The organism is Nonomuraea cavernae (assembly GCF_014646355.1).
Taxonomy (GTDB): Bacteria; Actinomycetota; Actinomycetes; order Streptosporangiales; family Streptosporangiaceae; genus Nonomuraea; species Nonomuraea cavernae.
Genome location: NZ_BMNH01000001.1, coordinates 461905 through 483860, shown reverse-complemented (window position 1 = coordinate 483860; position 21956 = coordinate 461905). Strand labels below are relative to the sequence as shown.

General features: G+C 71.3%; 18 protein-coding genes. 14 read left to right on the top strand and 4 right to left on the bottom strand.

All coding sequences use genetic code 11. From position 1 onward, the window contains the following. The first annotated feature begins 1 nt into the window (after position 1). From IEY82_RS02235 to IEY82_RS02220, 4 genes are all read left to right on the top strand, one after another. Positions 2-3004: a glycoside hydrolase family 38 N-terminal domain-containing protein gene (locus tag IEY82_RS02235; RefSeq protein WP_189122221.1), complete on the top strand. Its 3003-nt coding sequence runs from the start codon at positions 2-4 to the stop codon at positions 3002-3004. Further along, on the top strand, positions 3001-4233 hold the full coding sequence (locus IEY82_RS02230) for an enolase C-terminal domain-like protein (protein ID WP_189122220.1): 1233 nt from the start codon (positions 3001-3003) through the stop codon (positions 4231-4233). The genes IEY82_RS02235 and IEY82_RS02230 overlap by 4 nt, the downstream gene beginning before the upstream one ends. Before the next feature lie 153 nt (positions 4234-4386). Continuing rightward, complete coding sequence (locus tag IEY82_RS02225) at positions 4387-4806, top strand: peptidase inhibitor family I36 protein (RefSeq protein WP_189122219.1); 420 nt, start codon at positions 4387-4389, stop codon at positions 4804-4806. Continuing rightward, positions 4803-5675, top strand: coding sequence for a hypothetical protein (locus tag IEY82_RS02220; RefSeq protein ID WP_189122218.1), 873 nt, complete (start codon positions 4803-4805; stop codon positions 5673-5675). The genes IEY82_RS02225 and IEY82_RS02220 overlap by 4 nt, the downstream gene beginning before the upstream one ends. 132 nt (positions 5676-5807) lie before the next feature. Here the strand turns inward: IEY82_RS02220 and IEY82_RS02215 are convergent, their stop codons facing one another. From IEY82_RS02215 to IEY82_RS02205, 3 genes are read right to left on the bottom strand one after another with little or no spacing between them, the layout of a single operon-like run. Then, complete coding sequence (locus IEY82_RS02215; RefSeq protein WP_189122217.1) at positions 5808-6578, bottom strand: SDR family NAD(P)-dependent oxidoreductase; 771 nt, start codon at positions 6576-6578, stop codon at positions 5808-5810. Beyond that, positions 6575-7585, bottom strand: a complete 1011-nt coding sequence (locus IEY82_RS02210; RefSeq protein WP_189122216.1) for a DUF4432 family protein — start codon at positions 7583-7585, stop codon at positions 6575-6577. The genes IEY82_RS02215 and IEY82_RS02210 overlap by 4 nt, the downstream gene beginning before the upstream one ends. Then, positions 7582-8748, bottom strand: coding sequence for a DUF5005 domain-containing protein (locus tag IEY82_RS02205; RefSeq protein ID WP_189122215.1), 1167 nt, complete (start codon positions 8746-8748; stop codon positions 7582-7584). Before IEY82_RS02205 ends, IEY82_RS02210 begins: the two co-directional genes overlap by 4 nt. 260 nt (positions 8749-9008) lie before the next feature. Between IEY82_RS02205 and IEY82_RS02200 the strand changes: the two genes are divergently transcribed. The 4 genes from IEY82_RS02200 to IEY82_RS02185 all read left to right on the top strand — a co-directional run bounded on the left by IEY82_RS02200 (position 9009) and on the right by IEY82_RS02185 (position 14417). Continuing rightward, on the top strand, positions 9009-10619 hold the full coding sequence (locus tag IEY82_RS02200; protein WP_189122214.1) for an ABC-F family ATP-binding cassette domain-containing protein: 1611 nt from the start codon (positions 9009-9011) through the stop codon (positions 10617-10619). Between the two features lie 197 nt (positions 10620-10816). Continuing rightward, positions 10817-11497, top strand: coding sequence for a hypothetical protein (locus IEY82_RS02195; protein WP_225262022.1), 681 nt, complete (start codon positions 10817-10819; stop codon positions 11495-11497). 218 nt (positions 11498-11715) lie between these two features. Then, entirely contained in the window at positions 11716-13200 is a 1485-nt protein-coding gene (locus IEY82_RS02190; protein ID WP_189122212.1) for a sigma-70 family RNA polymerase sigma factor, read from the top strand. 95 nt (positions 13201-13295) lie between these two features. After that, a complete protein-coding gene (locus tag IEY82_RS02185) occupies positions 13296-14417 on the top strand; it encodes a C40 family peptidase (protein WP_189122211.1) in 1122 nt (373 codons plus the stop codon). Here the strand turns inward: IEY82_RS02185 and IEY82_RS02180 are convergent, their stop codons facing one another. Beyond that, on the bottom strand, positions 14418-14912 hold the full coding sequence (locus tag IEY82_RS02180) for an inorganic diphosphatase (RefSeq protein WP_189122210.1): 495 nt from the start codon (positions 14910-14912) through the stop codon (positions 14418-14420). 108 nt (positions 14913-15020) lie between these two features. Between IEY82_RS02180 and dacB the strand changes: the two genes are divergently transcribed. The 6 genes from dacB (at position 15021) to folE (ending at position 21947) form a co-directional block, all read left to right on the top strand. Beyond that, positions 15021-16412 carry a D-alanyl-D-alanine carboxypeptidase/D-alanyl-D-alanine endopeptidase gene (gene dacB / locus IEY82_RS02175; protein WP_189122562.1) on the top strand — a complete coding sequence of 464 codons (1392 nt, stop codon included), beginning with the start codon at positions 15021-15023 and terminating at the stop codon, positions 16410-16412. A gap of 46 nt (positions 16413-16458) precedes the next feature. After that, entirely contained in the window at positions 16459-17535 is a 1077-nt protein-coding gene (locus IEY82_RS02170; protein WP_189122561.1) for an Rv3626c family coenzyme F420 biosynthesis-associated protein, read from the top strand. A 37-nt stretch (positions 17536-17572) separates the two neighbouring features. Then, positions 17573-18574, top strand: coding sequence for a tRNA lysidine(34) synthetase TilS (tilS, locus tag IEY82_RS02165; protein WP_189122209.1), 1002 nt, complete (start codon positions 17573-17575; stop codon positions 18572-18574). A gap of 10 nt (positions 18575-18584) precedes the next feature. Continuing rightward, on the top strand, positions 18585-19139 hold the full coding sequence (gene hpt / locus IEY82_RS02160) for a hypoxanthine phosphoribosyltransferase (protein WP_225262021.1): 555 nt from the start codon (positions 18585-18587) through the stop codon (positions 19137-19139). Positions 19140-19374: 235 nt separating this feature from the next. Continuing rightward, entirely contained in the window at positions 19375-21369 is a 1995-nt protein-coding gene (gene ftsH / locus IEY82_RS02155) for an ATP-dependent zinc metalloprotease FtsH (RefSeq protein ID WP_189122208.1), read from the top strand. Further along, positions 21366-21947 carry a GTP cyclohydrolase I FolE gene (gene folE, locus IEY82_RS02150; protein WP_189122207.1) on the top strand — a complete coding sequence of 194 codons (582 nt, stop codon included), beginning with the start codon at positions 21366-21368 and terminating at the stop codon, positions 21945-21947. The genes ftsH and folE overlap by 4 nt, the downstream gene beginning before the upstream one ends. Positions 21948-21956: the final 9 nt, after the last annotated feature.

Genomic DNA, 21956 nt, shown 5'->3' with positions numbered 1-21956 from the left:
ATTGACCAGCCGGTTGCTCCAGCGGAGTCTCGGCTCCCCCGACTACGACGGGATCCGGCAGGCGCTGCGCGACGGCACCTCCACGCCCGTGATCAGCGTGCGCGGGCTGGAGGTGCGGGTCGCGGTGCTGCCGCTGTTCACCCACGACGGCCGCCAGGCGGTCCGGGTGTCGAGCACCCAGCCACTGACCCACGTCCTGGTCGGTGTCGACAGCGCCACCGGCACCGACGTGACGCTGCTGGTGCCCGAGGTGAACGCCCCCCGCGTGCTCACGCTGGAGTCGCGCGACGACGCCGGGCTCGTCGGGTCCGCGCAGGTCACGATCAGCCCGCAGCGCAAGTGGAGCGTGTTCGTCGTCCACCACTCCCACCTCGACATCGGCTACACCGACCCGCAGGGCACGGTGCTGCGCCACCACCTCGACTATCTCGACGCCGCGCTCCGGCTGGCCGAGGAGACCGCCTCCTGGCCCGACGACGCGAAGTTCCGCTGGACCGTCGAGTCGTCCATGCCCGCGCTGAAGTGGCTCGCCGCCCGGCCCGCCGAGCAGGTCGACGCGTTCGCCGCGCTGGCCCGCGAGGGCGTCATCGAGGTCACCGCGCTGCCGTTCCAGCTGCACACCGAGGCCTGCTCGACCGAGGAGCTCTACCGCCAGCTCCGCTTCACCTCCCAGCTCCAGCGCAGGCACGGCTTCGCCACCCGGTCGGCCATGCACACCGACGTCCCCGGCGCGGTCGTCGGCCTGGTCGACGCGCTGAACGCCGCCGGGGTGCGCTACCTGGCCGCGGCCCACAACTGGGCCGGGCGGTCCGTGCCCTACCTGCACGGCGGCGACAAGCTGACCCGGCCGTTCCGGTGGCGGGCGCCGAGCGGCAACGAGGTGCTGGTCTGGTTCACCGACACGCCGCACGGCATGGCGTACATGGAGGGCAACACGGTCGGGCTGACCGACTCCTACGAGCTGGCCGACGACCTGCTGCCGCGTTACCTGTCGGCGCTGGCCTCGCGCGGTTACCCGTACGGGCCGGGGACGTTCGGCTGGCAGGGGCCCGACGCGCCGCGCGAGCCGTACGAGCTGGACGTGCTGCACCTGCGGGTGCAGGGGGCGCACGCCGACAACGCCGGCCCGTCGATCGTGCCCGCGTCGATCGCCCGCAGGTGGAACGAGCAGTGGGCCTTCCCCCGGCTGCGCTCGGCCGTCAACAGCGACTTCTTCGAGCACGTCGAGGAGCGCTATCTCGACCGGCTGGCCGTGCACGAGGGCGACTGGACCGACTGGTGGGCCGACGGGCTCGGCTCGGGCGCGCGCCCGCTCGGCTACGTGCGGCGGGCGCAGTCGGCGCTGCGGGTCGCCGAGACGCTGCACACGCTGGCCGGCGCCGACGCCACCGAGCTGGTCGACGAGGCGTACGACAAGGTGGCGCTGTTCAACGAGCACACCTGGGGCGCCGCGAACCCGTGGGAGGACGCCGAGGAGGCGGGCGACTCGGGCGGGCTGCAGTGGACGCGCAAGTCGTCGGGCGCCTACGACGCCCAGGACGACGCGGCCGACCTGCTGCACGCCGCCACCCGCCGGTTCGCCGCCGCGCTCTCGGGCGAGACCCCGGGCCCGCTGGCCTCGTTCGCGGTGTTCAATCCCGGCACGCGGGCCAGGACCGACGTGGTCAGGGCGTTTCTGCCGCGCGACGTGGTGCCGGTCGACGTGCCGATCGCGCTGGTCGACGCGCGCACCGGGGAGCGGGTCGCGCACCACGAGGAGTACGTCGACCCGGTGGACTGGCCGACCAGGCCGATCGGGCGGCACCTGCGGGCGGTCGTGCCGGACATTGCGGGCTACGGCTATGCCCGGATCGACGTCGTCCCGGGCGAGAGCCAGGCTCCCGAGCCGGTCGAGCTCGACCTCGGCGGGGTGATCGAGAACGAGTTCTACCGGGTCGCCTACGACGTCCGCGAAGGCTACATCAGCTCGATCTTCGACAAGACCGCGGGCCGCGAGCTGGTCAACGGCGACGCGGCGGCCGGGTTCGGCCAGTACGTCTACGACCGCTACGCCACCGCCCCGCACTTCAACCACCTGTCGGGGCATGTCGGGGCGCACGACCGGACCCTGCTCGGCGACCGGGCCATCGGCCGCAACGCGACGATCGTCAAGGCGCAGCGCACCGCCGTGGGGGAGAAGCTCGTCGTCGAGCTGCAGGGCAAGGGCGTCGACTGGCTGCGCACCACGGTCGAGCTGCACCACGGCGTCGCCCGGCTCGACCTGACCTACCAGCTCGCCAAGCAGGGCACCCCGGCCAAGGAGGCGGTCTTCCTCGCCTTCCCGTTCGCCTCCGGGCCGCCGACCGCGTGGGAGCTGACCGGCGGCGTCGGCGGCCCCGACGTGCCCCAGGTGCCGGGGTCGGCCGCGTACATGCTGCCGATCAGGCACTGGATCGCCTTCGACGACCCCGAGCTGACCATCGCCTGGGCCACGCTGGAGGCGCCGTTGGTGCAGCTCGGCACCATCCACATGCCGTACGCGCCGTTCCCGCCGACCCTGGACCGGGAGGACGGCACGGTCTATTCGTGGGCGCTCAACAACATCTGGGACACGAACTTCCCGGCGCAGCAGCAGGGCGAGACGACGTTCCGTTACGCGGTCATGTCGGCGGCGGGCGTCGAGGGCAGGCGCCTCGGCGCGCTGGCGGCCTCCGGGCTGACCGAGCCGTTCGTCGGCGCGCTGCTGGAGGGCCCGGCCGAGGCCGCCGCCCGCGCCTACGTCTCCGTCGACCATCCCGACGTGCTGGTCACCTCGATCGGCCGGGCGGGCGCGGAGCGGGTGGTCCGACTGCAGTCACTGGCCGCCGAGCCGGTCGAGGTCACCGTCGGTCTGCCCGGCCTGCTCCGCGCGCGGGTGAGCGCCGGGCTGGCGCACGAGCTGGAGCCCGCCGAGGTCACCGGCGAATCGGTCAACGTACGGCTGCCCGCCTGCGGGGTGGCCGCCGTCTGGGGGACATGCGAGTGAAGATCGTTGACATCCGGGCCACGACGGTCACCGTCCCGCTGGAGGCGCCGCTGCGGCACAGCAACGGCGCCCACTGGGGGCGGTTCGTCCGGACCATCGTGGAGGTCGAGGCCGACAACGGGCTGATCGGCCTGGGTGAGATGGGCGGGGGCGGGGAGAGCGCCGAGGCGGCGTTCCGCGCGCTCCTGCCGTACCTGAAGGGGCACGATCCGTTCCAGCTGGAGGCCCTGCGATTCAAGATCGCCAATCCGACCGCCTCGCTCTACAACAATCGCACCCAGCTGCTCGCGGCCATCGAGTTCGGCTGCCTCGACCTGGTCGGGCAGCAGCTCGGGGTATCCGTCGCCGAGCTGCTGGGCGGCCGGATCCGCGACGAGGTGCCGTTCGCCTCCTATCTGTTCTTCCGCTACGCGGCCGAGGGCCACGCCGAGATCCGCACCCCCGAGCAGCTGGTCGAGCACGCGCGGTCGCTGCGGGCGGCGCACGGGTTCGGCGTGCACAAGCTGAAGGGCGGCGTGTTCCCGCCCGGCCACGAGCTGGAGTGCTACCGGGCGCTGGCCGATGAGTTTCCCGAGGATCGGCTCAGGTACGACCCCAACGCCGTGCTGTCGCTGGCCGAGGCGCTGAGGTTCGGCAAGGCCATCGAGGGGCTCAACAACGACTACCTGGAGGATCCCGTCTGGGGGCTCGAAGGGCTCAGGAGCGTGCGCGAGCAGGTCCGGGTGCCGCTGGCGACCAACACCGTCGTCGTCAACTTCGAGCAGCTCGCCTCCAACGTGCTGCGCCGCGCCGCGGACGTGGTGCTGCTCGACACCACGTTCTGGGGCGGCGTCCGGCCGTGCCTGAAGGCGGCCGGGGTGTGCGAGACGTTCCAGCTCGGGGTGGCCGTGCACTCGTCGGGCGAGCTGGGCATCCAGCTGGCGACCATGCTGCACCTCGGCGCGGTGCTGCCCAACCTCACGTACGCGGCCGACGCCCACTACCACCAGCTCCGTGACGACGTGATCGAGGGAGGCAAACTGGCCTACTCCGGCGGCGCGATCGCGGTGCCGACCGGGCCGGGGCTGGGGGTGCGGCTGGATCGCGAGCGGGTCGCTCGCTACGCCGAGCTCTACCGCGAGCTGGGCGGCTATCCGTACGACCGCGATCCCGGGCGGCCGGGCTGGTACGCCCAGGTGCCCAACGAACGCTTCGCAGACCCCACTGTTTCCGGAAATATCACTCTCTGACAGGTGCGTACCCCTGGGCCCGGCCACGCCAGCCGAGCGGATGGACGGCGAGCGCGCGGAACCCTTACCTGACCTGGCATGTCATAACGAGGCGCGTTCTCGTCGGCACGCTAGGTTACCGGTCGAAAGGCTCCGCCGATCAAGGAGACAGCCATGAAGCCGATCATCCGGGCCGCCGCCGTCGTGGGCGCGGCCGTGTCGCTCGCCCTGGTCCTCCCCGCCGCCGCCTTCGCCGGCCCCAGGGGCACCTGCTCCTCCGGCCGGGTGTGCCTGTACAAGGCGCCCGACTTCAACAACGGCTTCAGCGACCTGTGGGCCGACTTCGGCGCAGACGACACCGACCTGCGCAACAACCGGTGGCGCTTCGGCGACCACGCCATCGCCTTCTGGTCGCGGGTGGACAACGAGACCAGCTCGCTCAAGAACGACAGCGCCTGCCGCGTCACCCTGTGGCAGGACCGCTTCTTCACCGGCGCGCACAGCACGTTCGAGCCCGGCGCGGCGGACGGCTACCTGCCGAACAACGCCGTCGGCGACAACAGCGCCAGCTCCATCGACATCTCTTGCGAATGAGGTCCGGTGCCGGGGCCCGGCCGGCGGGGAGGGGGCGGCGGCTCGCGCCGGTCCTGGTCGTCCTGGCCGGGCTGCCGTCCTGCTCCGCAGCCCCTGTCCCGAAGGCGGCCGAGCCCGTGGTCCGGGTCACCGGCATGGCCGACCTGGTGCTGCCGTTCGACGCCTACAAGCCGACGGCCGGGCAGCGCGCCGTGCTCGCCGACGCCCACGCCGGCCTGCTCGCCCAGTGCATGCGCCGCCACGGGTTCACCGTGTCACCGCCCCCGGCCGACGCGTTCAAGATCGCGCGGACCGATCCCGGCAACAGTCGCCGCTACGGGGTCGCCGACCCCGAGCATGCCCGGCGCTACGGCTACCACCTCGCCCCGTCCGACCCGGCCGGTCCGGCGTGGCACGACAAGCTGTCCCGGGCCGCCCGCCACCGCCTCTACGGCTCGTCCGGACGTCCGGGCTGCATGAGCGAGGCCGCGGCGATGATCGCCGGGGGAGCGCCCAAGGCCGACTGGCGCTGGCTGGCGCTGCAGGACTCACGCAGCCTCGACGAGGCGGCCGCCCAGCCCGCCGTCACCGAGGCCGTCGAGCGCTGGAAGGCGTGCATGCAGCGCGCCGGTCTGCGCTACCCGACGCCGGAGGCGGCCATCGCCGACCGCCGCTGGAACCTGGAGCGGGCCGCGATCACGGCCACGGAGAAACGCATCGCGTCGGCGGACACCGCCTGCAAGTGGTCGTCCGGCCTGGTGGCGGCCTGGTTCGCCGCCGACGCCGCCCTCCAGCGGGCCGTCATCGCCGCCGAGCCCGACCGGTTCGCCATGCTGCGCGCCAACCTCCGGCACCGCCTCTCACGCGCCTCCGCCGTGACCGACCGCTGAGATCTGGCGCCGGGCGTCCACCGGCCGTGAGGTCCGGCGCCGGATGTCGACCGGCGTGAGGTCCGGCGCCGGATGTCGACCGGCCGTCGTCTTCTGGCTTCGGCGCGGCCCGGCCGCTTGGCCCCGTGTCGCTCACTCGGGCAGCGCCGCCGGGTTGCGCGCCAGCAGCCCGCCGTCCACCCGGTGCTCGGTGCCGGTGATGAACGACGAGCGGGGCCCCGCGAGGAACGCCACCAGCTCCGCCACCTCCTCCGGCCTGGCCACCCGGCCCAGCGGATGAGCGCGGCCCCACTGCGCCACCTGCTCGTCCTGCGACAGCTCCCCCCGCCACAGGTCGGCCGCCCAGCGCAGCATCGGTGTGTCCACCGAGCCCGGGCAGACCACGTTCACCCGGATCCCGTCGGGCGCGTGGTCGAGCGCCATCGCCCTGGTCAGCCCGTTGAGGGCGGCCTTGCTCGCGGTGTAGGCGGCCACCCGCGTCTGCGAGGAGAACGCCTGCACCGACGACATCAGCACGATCGACCCACCGCCGCGCGCCCTCAGCCGCGGGATGGCCGCCTGGCAGGTGAGGTAGACGCCCTTGAGGTTGATGTCGAGGACCTCGTCCCAGACGTCCTCGGGGGTGTCGACGACCGTGCCGTAGCGCTGCACGCCCGCGCACGTCACGACGACGTCCAGCCCGCCGTAGCGGGTCACGGCCAGGTCGACCAGGTCGCGCATGTCGCCCGCCCGCCGGACGTCCGCGACCACACCGGTCACCTGCTCGCCGTCGAACTCCGCGTCCTTGTCGGCGCCGCAGAACACCACCGACGCCCCGCCGTCGGCCAGCCGGTCGACCACCGCCCGCCCGATGCCCATCGAGCCGCCCGTGACCAGCGCCACCTTCCCGCCGAACTCGCTCATGCCAGAACCTCCGCCCGCAACCTCGACACCTTGCTCGCGTAGGGGGCCAGGGTGAGCGCCGTGCCGTTGGCCACGGCCGTGGCCAGCCCGTCGGTCGGCATGCTGGAGAACGGCTCCAGCCCCAATGTGTACGCCCGCCCCCACCAGGGATAGCCGGTCGTCGCGCCGAACTCCTGCCACATCCACAGATGGGGCAGCAGCGCCGCGTCCCACTCCACCCGCAGGCCGACGTCGGCCGAGATCTCGTACCAGCCCTCGGTGAACCCGGTCAGGTAGACGATGTCGCTCGGCGCCCCCGGCGCCCCGACCACGCTCAGGTCGATCTCGCCGCCGCCCTCGGCGGGCACCACCGGCCACGTCCACGGCCCGCCGGCCCGGACCAGCCGCCCGGCCGGGTTGATCGCGCTCTCGTGCGGCACCACGATGACGCCGGCCGGCAGCCGGATCCGGGCGCCCGGCCGCAGGAACGGCCGGCCGTACACGATGTGCTGGCCCCACATCGCGTGCACCTCGACGCCCGACTCGTTGGTGGCCCGCCCCTCGATCTCCAGCGCGGCGGTGCCGGACCGCACCCGCAACGTCCTCTCCACCAGGTACGGCAGCCGCCTGGTCCGCACCCTGAGCCGGACCGCGACCTCCTGCTCGGAGTCGGCCACGACCTCGGCCTCCCACGGCAGCCCCGCGACCTCGCCGTGCTGGGCCAGCCGCGCGCCCCGGTATTCGCTCGGGGCGCCGCCGTTGGGGAAGACCTCCTGCCAGCCGCCCTCGTAGTGGTCGACGAACTGGGCGACGTCGTCGGACGCGCCCTGGAGATGGCCGGCCGGGTCACGCAGGCCCTGCGGGGAGAGCCAGACGAAGTCGGTGTCGCTGGGCTTGTGCAGGAACTCCACCACGTCGCCGCCCTTGCCCGGCACGACGGTCACGCGGAGCCGCTCGTTCTCGAGCACGACCGCCCGCAGCCCGTCGATCACGACGTGCCGCAGGCGGGCGCCCCAGTTGCGTCTCACTCGAACGTCACGTCGATGAACCGGGGCCGGTAGATCGACACGTCGCGGTAGTGGTCGGTGTTGACGAAGCTGTTGACGTTGTAGGACACGACCAGGCCATTACCCGCCGCGTGGGGATGCGCGTGAGCGTTGTACGTGAAGATGTTCCCGCCCGTCTCGGGGGTGGTGTAGACGTGCTGCTTGCCGGTGAACGGCCCGAACGGCGAGCAGGAGGAGTAGGCCACGATGTCGGGGCTGAGCACCTCGGTCGTGTCATGGGTGATCAGCACGTATCCGTCGCCGACGCGGCTCACGCTGTATTCGTTGGCCACGCCGCTCATCACGCGGGCGGAGTCGGCCTCGTCCGGCGACCAGGTGCCGTCGGCCTTGAGAAACTCCCACCGGCCGAGCAGGCTCTGCCCCTTGACCCGGGCGATGTGCATGTACTTCGGCGACCCGTGGTCCTCCACTCCGTAGACGTAGGTGTGACCGCCGGTCTTGAGGATCCCGGAGGCCCAGGCCACGCCGTGCCCCGAGGGCAGGTCGTGCACGCTGATCGGCCGGTTGAGGCGCCCCGGCGCGAACCTGGCGACCACGTTCCGGTGCCAGCGCCAGTCCCAGGCGCCGGCGCCGAAGCGCTCGTACTCCTGGTAGGTCACCTCGACGATGCCCCCGGCCAGGGTGGCGTCGCCGGCCCAGTACCAGTGGTTCTGGTCGCGCGGCGGCATCACCGCGGTCGGCCGCTCGGCGGTGCCGTCGTGGATGGTCGACAGCCGGCCGTCGCGCTCGACGGCGAAGGAGTTGTTCAGGAAGACGGTCGTGCCGCCCTCCTCGACCACCGGCGGCCGGGAGCCGTCGGCGTTGACCTGGCCGAGGAACGTGTCGGAGAACACCCACAGCTCACGTCCGTTCGGCAGCCGGAGCGAGTAGGTGCCGTCGGCGCCGGTCCAGTCGTCCAGGCGGCTGTTGTCGTCGCCGTAGGTGGTGAACAGGCTGGTCAGCCTGGGGTCGATGGTCGCGCCGCGCACCGTGGGGGCGCACGAGGACGCCTCCGTGGCCTGCTGGGCGACGGCCACGGAGGGCACCGGCCTGGGTGGGGCGGCGAACGCCTGCTGCGGCACCGAGGTCAGGCCGAGCAGCGTCGCGGCGGCTAACGGGATGAGGGCTGACCGGAATCGCGTCATCACACGTCCGTCCTTGGGGGGAGGATGGCTGCCTACAGTTCTAGTCATTAGATCACTTACTGTCCAGCCCTCCTGTGAGCCCTCCCGGGTAACCGTTCGGACGGCTCTGAGGTGTGAACACGGCGTCGGCGAGATCCGGTCGATGTCCACCTCGCGGCCGAGGGCGCGCCGCTCGACGTGGTGCCGCACCAGCGGAAATGAGGTGCCCGTCGGCGAAAGCGGCGAGTACGCTGCGCGAGGACCTTTGGAGAGGAATCGTCGTGGGACACGTCGAAGTAGGACACCTGACCTACGTGCTGCCTGACGGGCGGCCGTTGCTCAACGACGTGTCGTTCCGGGTCGGCGAGGGGGTCAAGGCCGCGCTGGTCGGGCCCAACGGCGCGGGCAAGACGACGCTGATGCGGCTCATCGCGGGCGACCTGCAGCCGGTCGAGGGGAGTGTGGCCAGCTCCGGCGGGCTCGGCGTGATGCGCCAGTTCATCGGCAGCGTGCGCGATGGCAGCACGGTGCACGACCTGCTGCTCGGGGTCGCCCCTCCGTCCGTGCGGCAGGCGGCCGAGCGGCTGGAGCAGGCCGAGCTGGTGATGATGGAGCGCGACGACGAGAAGGCGCAGCTGCGCTACGCGCAGGCGATCACCGACTACACCGACGCCGGTGGCTACGACATCGAGGTGCTCTGGGACACGTGCACGGTGGCCGCCCTCGGCGTGCCGTACGACAACGTGAAATATCGGGAAGTGTCCACGTTGTCGGGCGGTGAGCAGAAGAGGCTGGTCCTGGAGGCGCTGCTGCGCGGCCCCGACCAGACGCTGCTGCTCGACGAGCCCGACAACTACCTCGACGTGCCGGGCAAGGAGTGGCTGGAGCGGCAGCTCCGCGAGACGCCCAAGACCGTCCTGCTGGTCAGCCACGACCGCCAGCTCCTCGCCAACGCCGCCGACCGCATCGTCACCGTCGAGTCGGGCAACATCTGGATCCACGGCGACGGCTTCGCCACCTACGCCGAGGCCCGCCGGGCCCGCAACGAGCGCCTCGACGAGCTGCGCAGGCGGTGGGACGAGGAGCACGCCAAGATCAAGGCCCTGGTCAACATGCTCAAGAACAAGGCCCGCTACAACGACGGCATGGCCGCCCCCTACCACGCGGCCCAGACGCGGCTGCGCAGGTTCGAGGAGGCGGGCCCGCCCGAGGTGGCCCCCAGCGACCAGAACATCAGCATGCGCCTCAAGGGCGGACGCACCGGCAAGCGCGCGGTCATCTGCGAGCAGCTGGAGCTCACCGGTCTCATGCGGCCGTTCGACCTGGAGATCTGGTACGGCGAGCGGGTCGCGGTGCTCGGCTCCAACGGCTCGGGCAAGTCCCACTTCCTGCGGCTGCTCGCGGGTGAGCCGGTCGGCCACTCCGGCGTGGCCAGGCTGGGCGCCCGCGTGGTGGCCGGCCACTTCGCGCAGACGCACGCCCGGCCCGACCTGCTGCGCCGCACGCCGGTCGAGATCGTGATGTCCGAGCACGCCAAGGACAAGAGCCAGGCCATGAAGGCGCTGGCCCGTTACGAGCTGGCGGGGCTGATCGCCGAGCAGCGGTTCGACACCCTCTCCGGCGGACAGCAGGCGCGGCTGCAGATCCTGCTGCTGGAGCTGTCGGGCGCCACGCTGCTGCTGCTCGACGAGCCGACCGACAACCTCGACCTGGCCAGCGCCGAGGCGCTCCAGATGGGGCTCGACGCCTTCGACGGCACGGTGGTGGCGGTGACCCACGACCGCTGGTTCGCCGCCGACTTCGACCGTTTCCTGGTGCTCGGCTCCGACGGCACGGTCTACGAGGCGCCACAACCGGTCTGGGACGAGGCCAGGGTCGTCCGTCCGCGTTAAAGAGCGTCCGCGTTAAAGAGTTGGTACGGCTGGCGCGTGTCCTCTGCCAGCCGCACCCATGGAGGGGCTATCACGGCAAAGTGATCCCGCGTAGCCGAACCGTCAGCCTCCTCGCACTCGGGGCGATTTGTCTCGCCGCGTGCTCGACGGAGAAACCGCCAGAGCCCCAGCTCAAGCCGCTCACGCTCAAGGAGCAGGTGTCGAACGTCGTCAAATCACCCGACGGCTACACCGTGAACTGGGCCGGAGTCCTCGCCAACGCCAACCCATGGCACTTCGGCGAGCATGTCGTGGCCACGGTCGTCGGGCGTGACGCCGCCGGCGCCGAGGTCGTCAAGATGGAGCAACCGCTGGACGCGGTGCCGCCGGGCGGCTCGCTGGCCTTCACCGGCCAGACGTCCGCCACGAAGAAACCGGTCAAGGTGACGATCGGCTACCGCCCCGCCCAGTGGCGGCCCGCGGCCCGCATCGTCTCGGCGTTCAAGCAGTTTCCCGTCACGCGGGTGCAGACCCTGCCGCAGAAGAACGGGTCGTACCTCATTACCGGATACATCGCGAACCCGTACCGACTGCCCGCGAGCACGCTGGTGGTGAGCGCGCTGCTGCGTGACAAGGCGGGCAAGTTGCTCGGGGGAGGCAGCACGTTCGCCGACGACGTGAAGGCGGGCCGCCCACCGCGCTTCATCCTGACCATCGAGGGGCTGCCCAAGGGGGCCGAGGTGGCCAGGACCGAGGTGACGGCCCGCACCTGGGGCTCGACCGCGCGGCCGTACGAGGATCTCGCGCTGGGCGGCGCGGTCCCGTTGCACACGATCAAGCCCACGACCCCGCCGTTCGCCGTGGACCGTGGCAGCCAGATCGTGACCGGCAAGCAGTGAGAGCCGCGCCTGTTCCCGGGCGCGGCTCGCCCTATTTCCCGCTATCTCGTCCTATGGTAAATCTCAATCGAATAAGGCAATAAATCGGGCAGGCAGTGAAATTCCGCACCGCGCGCTAGGTGAAAGAGTTGTTTTTTATCGGCCGTCCCGATAGTGATCGCAGCTATTCATGGTGAAAGGGTAGAACTACTAGTTACTAATCCATTACCTTCGGTCACATGAATGACCGCGTCCTGGTCGAGGCACTCCGCGCCGACGACCCGGGTGCCCTCGCGGCGCTCTACGATGCGCACGCCGAGGGCATCTACAGATACTGCTGGTCCCTTCTCCGCAACTCCGACGGCGCCCAGGTGGCACTCCGCGACACGTTGATCGCGGCTGAGGCGCACGCCGATTCCCTGGCCGATCCCAACCGTCTCCGGCCGTGGCTCTACGCGCTGGCCCGGAGCGAATGCCTGCGCCGCCGCCGGGCCGCGGGCCCCGGCGAAAGCCCGCCCGGCGGCGCCCAGGCGCCGCCCGTCGAGCCCGCCGACGCCGACCTGCGGGTCATGGCGTGGAACGCGACCCAGAGCCTGGGTCCGGCCCACCGCGAGGTGCTGGAGCTGTCGGCCAGGCACGAGATGCCGACCGCCGATCTCGCGGCGATCCTCGGGGTGGCGCCGCGCCAGGTCGAGGATCGCCGGCATGAGGCCCGCGAGCGGCTCCGTGACGCGATCACCGCCGAGATTCTGGCCCGCAAGAGCCCCTACGAGTGCCCGGCCCGGGCGGGCATCCTGGCCGGGTTCGCCGGCGAGCTGACCCCGGAGCTGCGCGACCGGTTGGTCCGCCACGTGCCGCTGTGCGTCGCCTGCTCGCCCCACCGCGCCCGCCAGGTGTCCGAGGCGAAGGTCTTCGAGCTGCTGCCGGTGGTCACGCTGCCCGAGTCGCTCAGGGTCAGGGTGATGAGCTGCTTCGCCGACCCCGGCCTGGTGCCCTACCGGCGCTACGTGGCCAGGCGGTCCGGAGCGCTGGACGGCGCCGGATTTCCCGTCCCCGGTGGCAGGCCGGCTCGACGGTGGCCTCAGGCGGTGGCGGGCGCGCTGGCGGCGGTCGCGACCGTGGTGGCGATAGCGATGCTCCTCAACGACTTCGGCAGGCACGAGCGCGCCGGGTCCGGCATCGGCGCGGTCGCGTTGCCGGTGATCGGCGACTCGCCCGGCATCAGGCTCCCGTGGCTGGCCGCCCCCCAGGACTCCCCGGTCAACGTTCAGCCCATCCTCGACATGCGCGACGCCGTCCCGGTGGGGGCGACGGGCTCGGCCTCGCCGAACGGCCCGGTCGCCACGCCCGGCGCGCGTCCGACGACGGCCCCTCCGGGCGCCTCGCCCCGCGCCACCCCTCCGACCCACCCGACCCATCGGCCCGACGGCACGCCGAAGCCGCAACCCACCGGCCACCCGGTCATCTCGGCCGACCCGGCCGACCCGACCGGCCCGACCGGCCCGACCGGCCCGACCGGTCCCAAGGAGCCGCCGCGCCGGCCGCCCCGTGACCACCAGAGCCACCCGCCCACGCCCTGCCCCGCCACCCCGAAACCCGGGCCGTTCCGCCCACGTCCGGACAGACCGCGACATCCCCACACGCCGACCGCGACGCCGACCGCCAACCCGGCTCCGACCGTCACGCCGACCGAAACCCCCGTGCCCACGGCGACTCCGACCTGAGGCCCGGACCAGCCCTGATTACGTTGCGTAAGTGACGGGTGTGCGAAGAGTGACTGATGGGAACGGTGTGCATAGACCACATCCGAGGGGGATCTATGCACACCGTCAGGGCTGGACTTGTCGCCTGCCTGGCCCTCCTGCTGTGCACACCGGCCCACGCCGACCCCCGGCCGTCGCCGCACGACATCGCCGAGGCGCGGCACGCCGTACGCGACAGGAAAAAGGACCTGGGCGTGGCGAGCGCGGCGCTCGCCACGGCCGAGGCCCGGCTCCATGACCTGGCCGCCGGAGCGGAGCGTCTGGTCGAGGCCTACAACGGCGAGCTCGTCCGGCTCCGGCAGGCCCGCGAGACGCTCGACCTGGCGCGGGCCAGGCTGAGCGCGGCCGAGGCCGAGGTGGCGCTGGCGCGCGACGCGGTGGCCCTGATGGCGGCGCAGAGCTACGGCGGGTTCAACGTGAGCAGCTCGGCCATCCTCCTGATCAGCGACACCGGCGACCAGGACGGTTACCTGCACCGGGCCAGCACCCTCGAACAACTCAGCGGCGAACGCGCCTACATCCTCGGCCGCCTGCGCGACGCGCAGGAGGTCTCGGCCATCCTGCGCGCCCAGGCGGCCGACGCCTACACCGAGCACGAGGCCGCCACCGAGCGCGCCGAACAGGCGCAGGCCGCCGCCGCGCGGGCCGTGACCGAGCAGCGGGCCGAGACGAAGGACCTGCGGGCCGAGCGCGCGCACCTGCGGCGGCGGGTGGAGGCGGCACGCGGCCGGGCCGACCGGCTGGCCAGGCAGCGACTGGCGGCGCTGCAGCAGGTCGGCTACAGCGCCGCGCTGCGCGGGACGGGCTCGCTGATGGGCGACGTGGCGGCCAACTGGGCGTTGACCCAGCTCGGCAAGCCGTACGTGTGGGCCGCCGACGGGCCGTCGAGCTATGACTGCTCCGGCCTGACCATGCGGGCCTGGGAGCAGGCCGGGGTGCGGATCGACCACTGGACGGGCACCCAGTGGACGTCCGGCCCGCACATCCCGCTCGACCAGCTACGCCGCGGCGACCTGCTGTTCTTCGGCTACGTCTCCAGCGACCCCGGCACGATCCACCACGTGGGCATGTACGTCGGCGACGGGATGATGGTGCACGCTCCGCAGACCGGCGACGTGGTGCGGATCGCCTCGATGTGGCGCCCCGACCTCGTGGGCGCCACCAGGCCCCAGGGGTGATCAGTGGGCGTGATCGGTGTCCTTGGCCCGCTGGAACGAACGCTGGATCTCGACCTCGGCCTCCATGCGGCCCACCCAGTTGGCGCCCTCGACGGACTTGCCGGGCTCCAGGTCCTTGTAGACCTCGAAGAAGTGCTGGATCTCCAGCCGGTCGAACTCCGCGACGTGGTGGATGTCGCGGATGTGCTCCATCCGGGGGTCGGTGGAGGGGACGCAGAGGACCTTGTCGTCGCCGCCCTTCTCGTCGGTCATCCGGAACATGCCGACCGCCCGGCAGGTGATGTAGCAGCCGGGGAACGTCGGCTCCTGGAGTAGCACCAGCGCGTCGAGCGGGTCGCCGTCCTCACCGAGGGTGTTCTCGATGAAGCCGTAGTCGGCGGGGTACTGCGTGGAGGTGAACAGGAGCCGGTCGAGCCTGATCTTGCCGGTCTCATGGTCCACTTCGTACTTGTTCCGTTGCCCCTTGGGAATCTCAACGACAACGTCGAACTCCACCGCGGTTCCTCCGCTCGAGCCCCCGGGTACCCCCGGTTGGGCGTTAATGTCTCGTAGGCGAACACCAGAGAGAGGTCAGGCGACGTGGCGCGGCACGAGCGGTGGGTGATGTTGACCACACTCGTCCTGCTGCAGGTCGTCACCATCGTCACCGGCGTCCATGTGCTGCGCGACGATCTCAACCTGAGCACGTTGACGAGCGGGCCTGCACCGACCACGCCGACAGCGTCTCCCGAGGAGACTCCTCCCGTCCCCGTGGTCACCGCGGGCCCTGTGCTGGCCCAGCTGCCGGCGAGGGCCGGAGACGGACCTCTCCCGACCAAGGGTACTTTGACGCGACAGCTCACCGACGCGCTGGGTGACAAGGCGCTCGGTGACAGGGTCGGCGCGGTCGTCATCGACGCGGCCACCGGCGAGCGCGTCTTCGCCGCCGATCCCGAGACGGGCATCGTCCCGGCCTCGACCACGAAGGTCGTCACCTGCGCTGCGGCGCTCGCCGCGCTCGGCCCCGACGCCCGCCTGTCCACGCGGGTGGTGGACGGCGCGTCGGCCGGCTCGATCGTGCTGGTGGGCGGCGGCGACACCACGCTGGCCGGCCCGTCGGCCAAGCCCGGCGCCTACCCCAGGCAGCCCACGCTCGCCACGCTCGCCGCCCGCACCGCCAAGGCCCTCAAGGCGCGGGGCACCACCAAGGTCACGCTCTCGTACGACGCCTCCCTCTACACCGGTCCCACGCGCGCCCCGGGCTGGAAGCCCAACTACGTGCCCGACGGCGAGGTCACCCCGGTGCACGCCCTGACCATCGACGCTGGCCGGCAGTACCCCGGGCACTCCCGGCCGCGGGTGTCCGACCCGCCGCGCTTCGCCGCCGTGGCCTTCGCGGCGCTGCTGCGCGGGCATGGCATCGGCGTCGCGGGCACGATGCGCCCGGCCAGGGCCGCGCCCGGGGCCGCCGAGCTGGGCAGGGTCGAGTCCGCCCCGGTCTACGCCCTCGTCGAGCGCGCGCTGACCTACAGCGACAACGATCTGGCCGAATCCCTGGCCAGGCAGGTGGCCGTCAAGGAGGGGAAGCCCGCCTCCTTCGCGGGCGCGAGCGACGCCGTCCACACCGTCCTCCAGCGCCGCGGCGTCGCCAAGGGCATTGAGGTCCACGACGGCAGCGGCCTGTCCACGCGCAACCGCATCAGCGCCGACGCGCTGGCCCGGCTGATCGCGCTCACCGCCGGCCAGCCCGACCTGCGCGCGCTCGCCTCCGGCATGCCGATCGCCGGGTTCTCCGGCACGCTCGGCAACGGCCGGCGCTTCACCGGCGGCGACAGCAAGGGCCAGGTGGGCCTCGTCCGGGCCAAGACGGGCACCCTCAACAACGTCAACACGCTCGCGGGGCTGGCCACGACCAAGGACGGCCGGCTCGTCACCTTCGCCTTCATGGCCGACCAGGTCCCGTCCAACGCCGAACCCGTCCTCGACCGCCTCGCCGCCATCGTGGCGAGGTCATAAGGGGGCTTCTTCGCGGTACGAGCATGGAGCACGTACGGTGGACGGTATGCAGGTGATCGACTGGGATCTGGCCGTCACGACCGGCACGCGCCTGGTGCGCCCCGGTCCTCAGGTGAGCCGAGAGGAGGCCAGGCAGGCCGTCACCGAGCTCCGCACCCTGTCCCGAGAGGCTGAGGGACACGTCCGCGAGTTCACCAAAATCCACACGGAGACCGCCCCGCAGCCGGCGACGATCGTCGACCGCCCCGGCTGGATCAAGGCCAACGTCGAAGGGTTCCGCGTCGTCCTGGAGCCGCTGACCCAACGCATGACGAGCACCGCCACCCCGCCTCCGGCCATCGTCGCCGCCGTGGGCTCCCGCATCACCGGCGTCGAGGTGGGCGCCGTGCTGGCCTTCCTCGCCTCGCGGGTGCTGGGGCAGTACGAGCTGTTCCTGCCGCCCGACCCGACGGGCCGTGAGCCGGCCGGCCGCCTCACGCTGGTCGCGCCCAACATCGTGCACGCCGAGCGCGAGATGAACGTCAACCCGCAGGACTTCCGCCTCTGGGTGTGCCTGCACGAGGAGACCCACCGGGTGCAGTTCACCGGGGTGCCCTGGCTGCGCGAGTACATCCGGTCGCAGATGACCGAGTTCCTGCTGGCCTCCGACCTCGACCTGCCCACCGTGCTCGAACGACTGCGCAGCGCCGCCGACACGGTGGCCGACGTGGTGCGCGGCGGCGAGGGCAACCTCATCGACGCCATCCAGTCGCCCGGCCAGAAGGAGATCCTCGACCGGCTGACGGCCGTGATGACCCTGGTGGAGGGCCACGGCGACTTCGTCATGGACGCCGTGGGGCCGTCGGTCGTGCCCTCGGTCGCGATCATCCGGTCCAAGTTCGCGCAGCGCCGCGAGGGTGGTTCCCGGCTCGACCGCACGATGCGCCGCCTGCTGGGCATCGAGCTGAAGATGAAGCAGTACGCCGAGGGTTCCGCCTTCGTGCGCACGGTGGTCGACAGGGTGGGCATCGACGGGTTCAACAAGGTGTGGACCTCCCCGGAGACGCTGCCGACGACCCCGGAGATCTCCGACCCCGCCGCCTGGATCCGCCGCGTCGTCGACGCCCCGGCGCTGCCCGCCTGACCCTCGCCGAGATCGCCGGTCCACGATCTCGGCGACAATGGAGCCCGTGGGTCCGCAACCAGCCGTAGCCGACGTCCGCCGGGTCGTCCGCGAGTCGTTGGCCGACGTCCCCGAGGGCCGGCTGGTGCTGGCCGCCTGCAGTGGCGGCGCCGACTCCCTCGCGCTGGCGGCGGCGCTCGGTTTCGTCGCCCGGCGGGCCGGGCTCAGGGCGGGCCTGCTGACCGTCGACCATGGGCTCCAGCCCGGCTCGGCCGAGCGGGCGGCCCGAGTGGCCGCGATGGCCGACCGGCTCGACCTGGAGCTCGCCGAGGTCCTCACCGTCCAGGTCGGCACCGCCGGCGGGCCCGAGGCGGCCGCCCGCGACGCCCGATATGAGGCGCTGGCCGGCGCGGCCGACCGGCTCCAGGCGGCGACCGTGCTGCTCGGCCACACGAGAGACGATCAGGCGGAGACCGTGCTGCTCGGCCTCGCCAGGGGCAGCGGCCTCAGGTCGATCTCGGGGATGGCCGCCAGGAGCGGCCGTTATCGCAGGCCCTTCCTGGAGCTCTCGCGGGCCACCACCGTCGCCGCCTGCCGCGCGCTCGGCCTCACGCCGTGGGACGACCCGCACAACGAGGACCCCCGCTACACCCGGGTGCGGGTGCGTGCCAGAATCCTGCCGGTGCTGGAGGCGGAGCTCGGTCCCGGGGTGGCCGAGGCGCTCGCCCGCACCGCCGCGATGGCGCGGGAGGACGCCGACGCCCTCGACGGGTGGGCCGCGAAGGCGTACGACGATTGCGCTCTTAGCGATATCGGCGGGTCCGTGACGCTCGCCGTGGAGGGGCTCGGCGGGCTGCCGGCCGCGGTGCGCCGGAGGGTGCTGCGGCGGGCGGCGCTCGCGGCGGGGGCGCCCTCCGGAGCGCTGTCGGCGACGCACGTGCTCGCCCTGGACCGGCTGATCACGCACTGGCGCGGGCAGAAAGCCGTCGACCTGCCCGGCGGTCTGTCGGCCGTTCGACGGTATGGGACCCTGATACTCGCCACCCGTCCCATCCCGTAAGGAACCACACGTGGACGCTGCCGACATGGGCAAGGACCTGGAGAAGGTCCTCATTTCAGAGGACGACCTCCAGGCCAAGATCAAGGAGCTGGCCGGGCGCATCGACGCTGACTACGCGGGCCAGGACGTGTTGCTCGTGGGGGTGCTCAAAGGCGCCGTCATGGTGATGGCCGACCTGGCCAGAGCGTTGCACGTGCCCGTGCAGATGGACTGGATGGCGGTCTCGTCCTATGGGGCGGGCACCAAGTCGTCGGGTGTCGTGCGGGTGCTGAAAGACCTCGACACCGATATCATGAACCGTCATGTGCTGATCGTCGAGGACATCATCGACTCCGGATTGACCCTCCACTGGCTGCTCGAGAACCTCAAGTCGCGCAACCCCGCGTCCCTTGAGATCTGCGCCGCGCTTCGCAAGCCCGATGCCCTGAAGGTGCCGATCGACGTCAAGTACGTCGGCTTCGACATTCCCAGCGAGTTCGTCATCGGATACGGCCTCGACTACGCCGAGCGCTACCGTAACTTGCCTTTCATCGGGACCCTCGCGCCCCATGTGTACAAGTCCTGATACCGCCGGCCGCCGGGAACACCGGGCACCCTGACGTACGTTGGTAGGGCAAGACCGGTCCAGCGGGCGGTGCCGCCGCACGCTGTGCAGGTGTACCTTCTGACTCCGGAAGGGTGACCGCGTGTCCCCTTCGGGTAGTCAGAAGTCGCGGCGCCGGATGTCGCGGCCCCGGGCGCTCCCCGGGGTTCCAGGCCATGGTCAGGAAGGGACGGGCCCGCAAGGGGTTCCGCATCGGATGGATCTCAAGCGATTTACACGTGGGCCACTGCTGTGGATCCTGGGCATCGTCGTGCTGCTCCTGCTCGTCACCCAGCTCTGGAGCGGCGGCGGTAATTTCAAGCAGGCCGACACGTCCACGGTCCTTCAGCAAATTCGCACTGGAAACGTCAGCAACGCGAAGATTGTCGATAAGGACCAGCGCATAGAGCTCACGCTCTACAACGCGATCCCGGTCAAGCCGGGTGACACCCCCACCAAGACGATCCAGTCCGACTGGGTCTCCGGTTACGGGCCCAAGCTGACCGAGGAGCTGCAGACGCAGTTCCAGGCCGGCAAGACCAAGAGCTTCACGACCGAGGTGCCCCAGGACAGCATCCTGGTCAGCATCCTGGTGAGCTTCCTGCCCATCGTCATCATCGTGCTGCTCTTCCTGTTCATCATGAACCAGATGCAGGGCGGCGGCTCGCGGGTGATGAGCTTCGGCAAGTCCAAGGCCAAGCTGATCACCAAGGACACCCCCAAGACCACCTTCGCCGACGTCGCGGGCGCCGACGAGGCCATCGAGGAGCTCCAGGAGATCAAGGAGTTCCTGCAGGCCCCGGCCAAGTTCCAGGCGATCGGCGCGAAGATCCCCAAGGGCGTGCTGCTGTACGGCCCGCCCGGCACCGGCAAGACCCTGCTCGCCCGCGCGGTCGCGGGTGAGGCGGGCGTGCCGTTCTACTCGATCTCCGGCTCCGACTTCGTCGAGATGTTCGTCGGCGTCGGCGCCTCCCGGGTCCGCGACCTGTTCGAGCAGGCCAAGGCCAACGCTCCGGCGATCATCTTCATCGACGAGATCGACGCCGTCGGCCGCCACCGCGGCGCCGGCCTGGGCGGCGGTCACGACGAGCGTGAGCAGACGCTCAACCAGCTGCTCGTCGAGATGGACGGCTTCGACGTCAAGGGCGGCGTGATCCTGATCGCCGCGACCAACCGGCCCGACATCCTCGACCCGGCGCTGCTGCGTCCCGGCCGGTTCGACCGGCAGGTCACCGTCGACCGTCCCGACCTCGAGGGCCGCAAGGGCATCCTCAAGGTCCACGGCCGCGGCAAGCCGTTCGCGTCCGACGTCGACCTCGACGTCATCGCCCGCCGCACGCCCGGGTTCACCGGTGCCGACCTGGCCAACGTGATCAACGAGTCCGCGCTGCTGACCGCGCGGGCCGACCAGAAACTGATCACGATGGAGACCCTCGAAGAGGCGATCGACCGCGTCATGGCAGGGCCCGAGCGCAAGACCCGGGTCATGTCCGACAAGGAAAAGAAGATGATCGCCTACCACGAGGGCGGTCACGCGCTGGTGGCCCACGCGCTGCCCAACTCCGACCCGGTGCACAAGATCACGATCCTGTCCCGCGGCCGCGCCCTCGGCTACACGATGACGCTGCCGATGGAGGACAAGTTCCTGGCCACCAGGTCCGAGATGATGGACCAGCTCGCCATGCTGCTCGGCGGCCGCGCGGCGGAGGAGCTCGTCTTCCACGAGCCCACCACCGGCGCCTCCAACGACATCGAGAAGGCCACGGCCGTCGCCCGCCGGATGGTGACCGAATACGGCATGAGCGAGCAGCTCGGCGCCCGTAAGTTCGGCACCGGCCAGGCCGAGGTCTTCCTGGGCCGCGAGATGGGGCACGAGCGCGACTACTCCGAGAAGATCGCCTCGACGATCGACGAGGAAGTCCGCCGGATGATCGAGTCGGCGCACGACCAGGCGTGGGACATCCTGGTCGAATACCGCGACGTGCTCGACAACCTGGTGCTCGAGCTCATGGAGAAGGAGACGCTCTCCCGCGACCAGGTGCTGCGCGTCTTCGCACCCGTGGTGGTCAAGGAACACCGGCCGTCCTACGCGGGCTACGGCAAGCGGCTCCCGTCCGACCGGCCGCCGATCCTGACCCCCAAGGAGCAGTCGGGCAACGGCTCGCTCCCCACGGGCCACCAGGACGCGCTGCCTTCCGGAGACAGTGCGTGACGTCTCAGCACGAGGTCGATCTGGGCCGGATCGAGAAGGCCGTCCGGGAGATCCTCTACGCCATCGGCGAGGATCCCGACCGTGACGGCCTCCTCGACACCCCCTCGCGGGTCGCGCGGGCCTACGCGGAGCAGTTCTCGGGCCTCGGTCAGCAGCCCGAGGACGTCCTCACCAAGGTCTTCGACGTCGACCACGACGAGATGGTGCTGGTGAAGGACATCGAGGTCTACTCGACCTGCGAGCACCACCTCGTGCCGTTCCACGGGCAGGCCCACGTCGGCTACATCCCCAACGAGAAGGGGCAGGTCACCGGCCTGTCCAAGCTCGCCAGGCTGGTCGACGTCTTCGCCCGCCGGCCGCAGGTGCAGGAGCGGATGACCTCGCAGATCGCCGACGCCCTGATGCGGGTGCTGGAGCCGCGCGGGGTCATCGTCGTGGTGGAGGCCGAGCACCTGTGCATGACGATGCGCGGAGTCCGCAAGCCGGGCGCCAAGACCGTCACCTCGGCGGTCCGCGGCGACTTCCGCACCAGCGACAAGACCCGGGCCGAGGCGATGTCCCTCATCCTCCACAGCTGACGCGGCGAC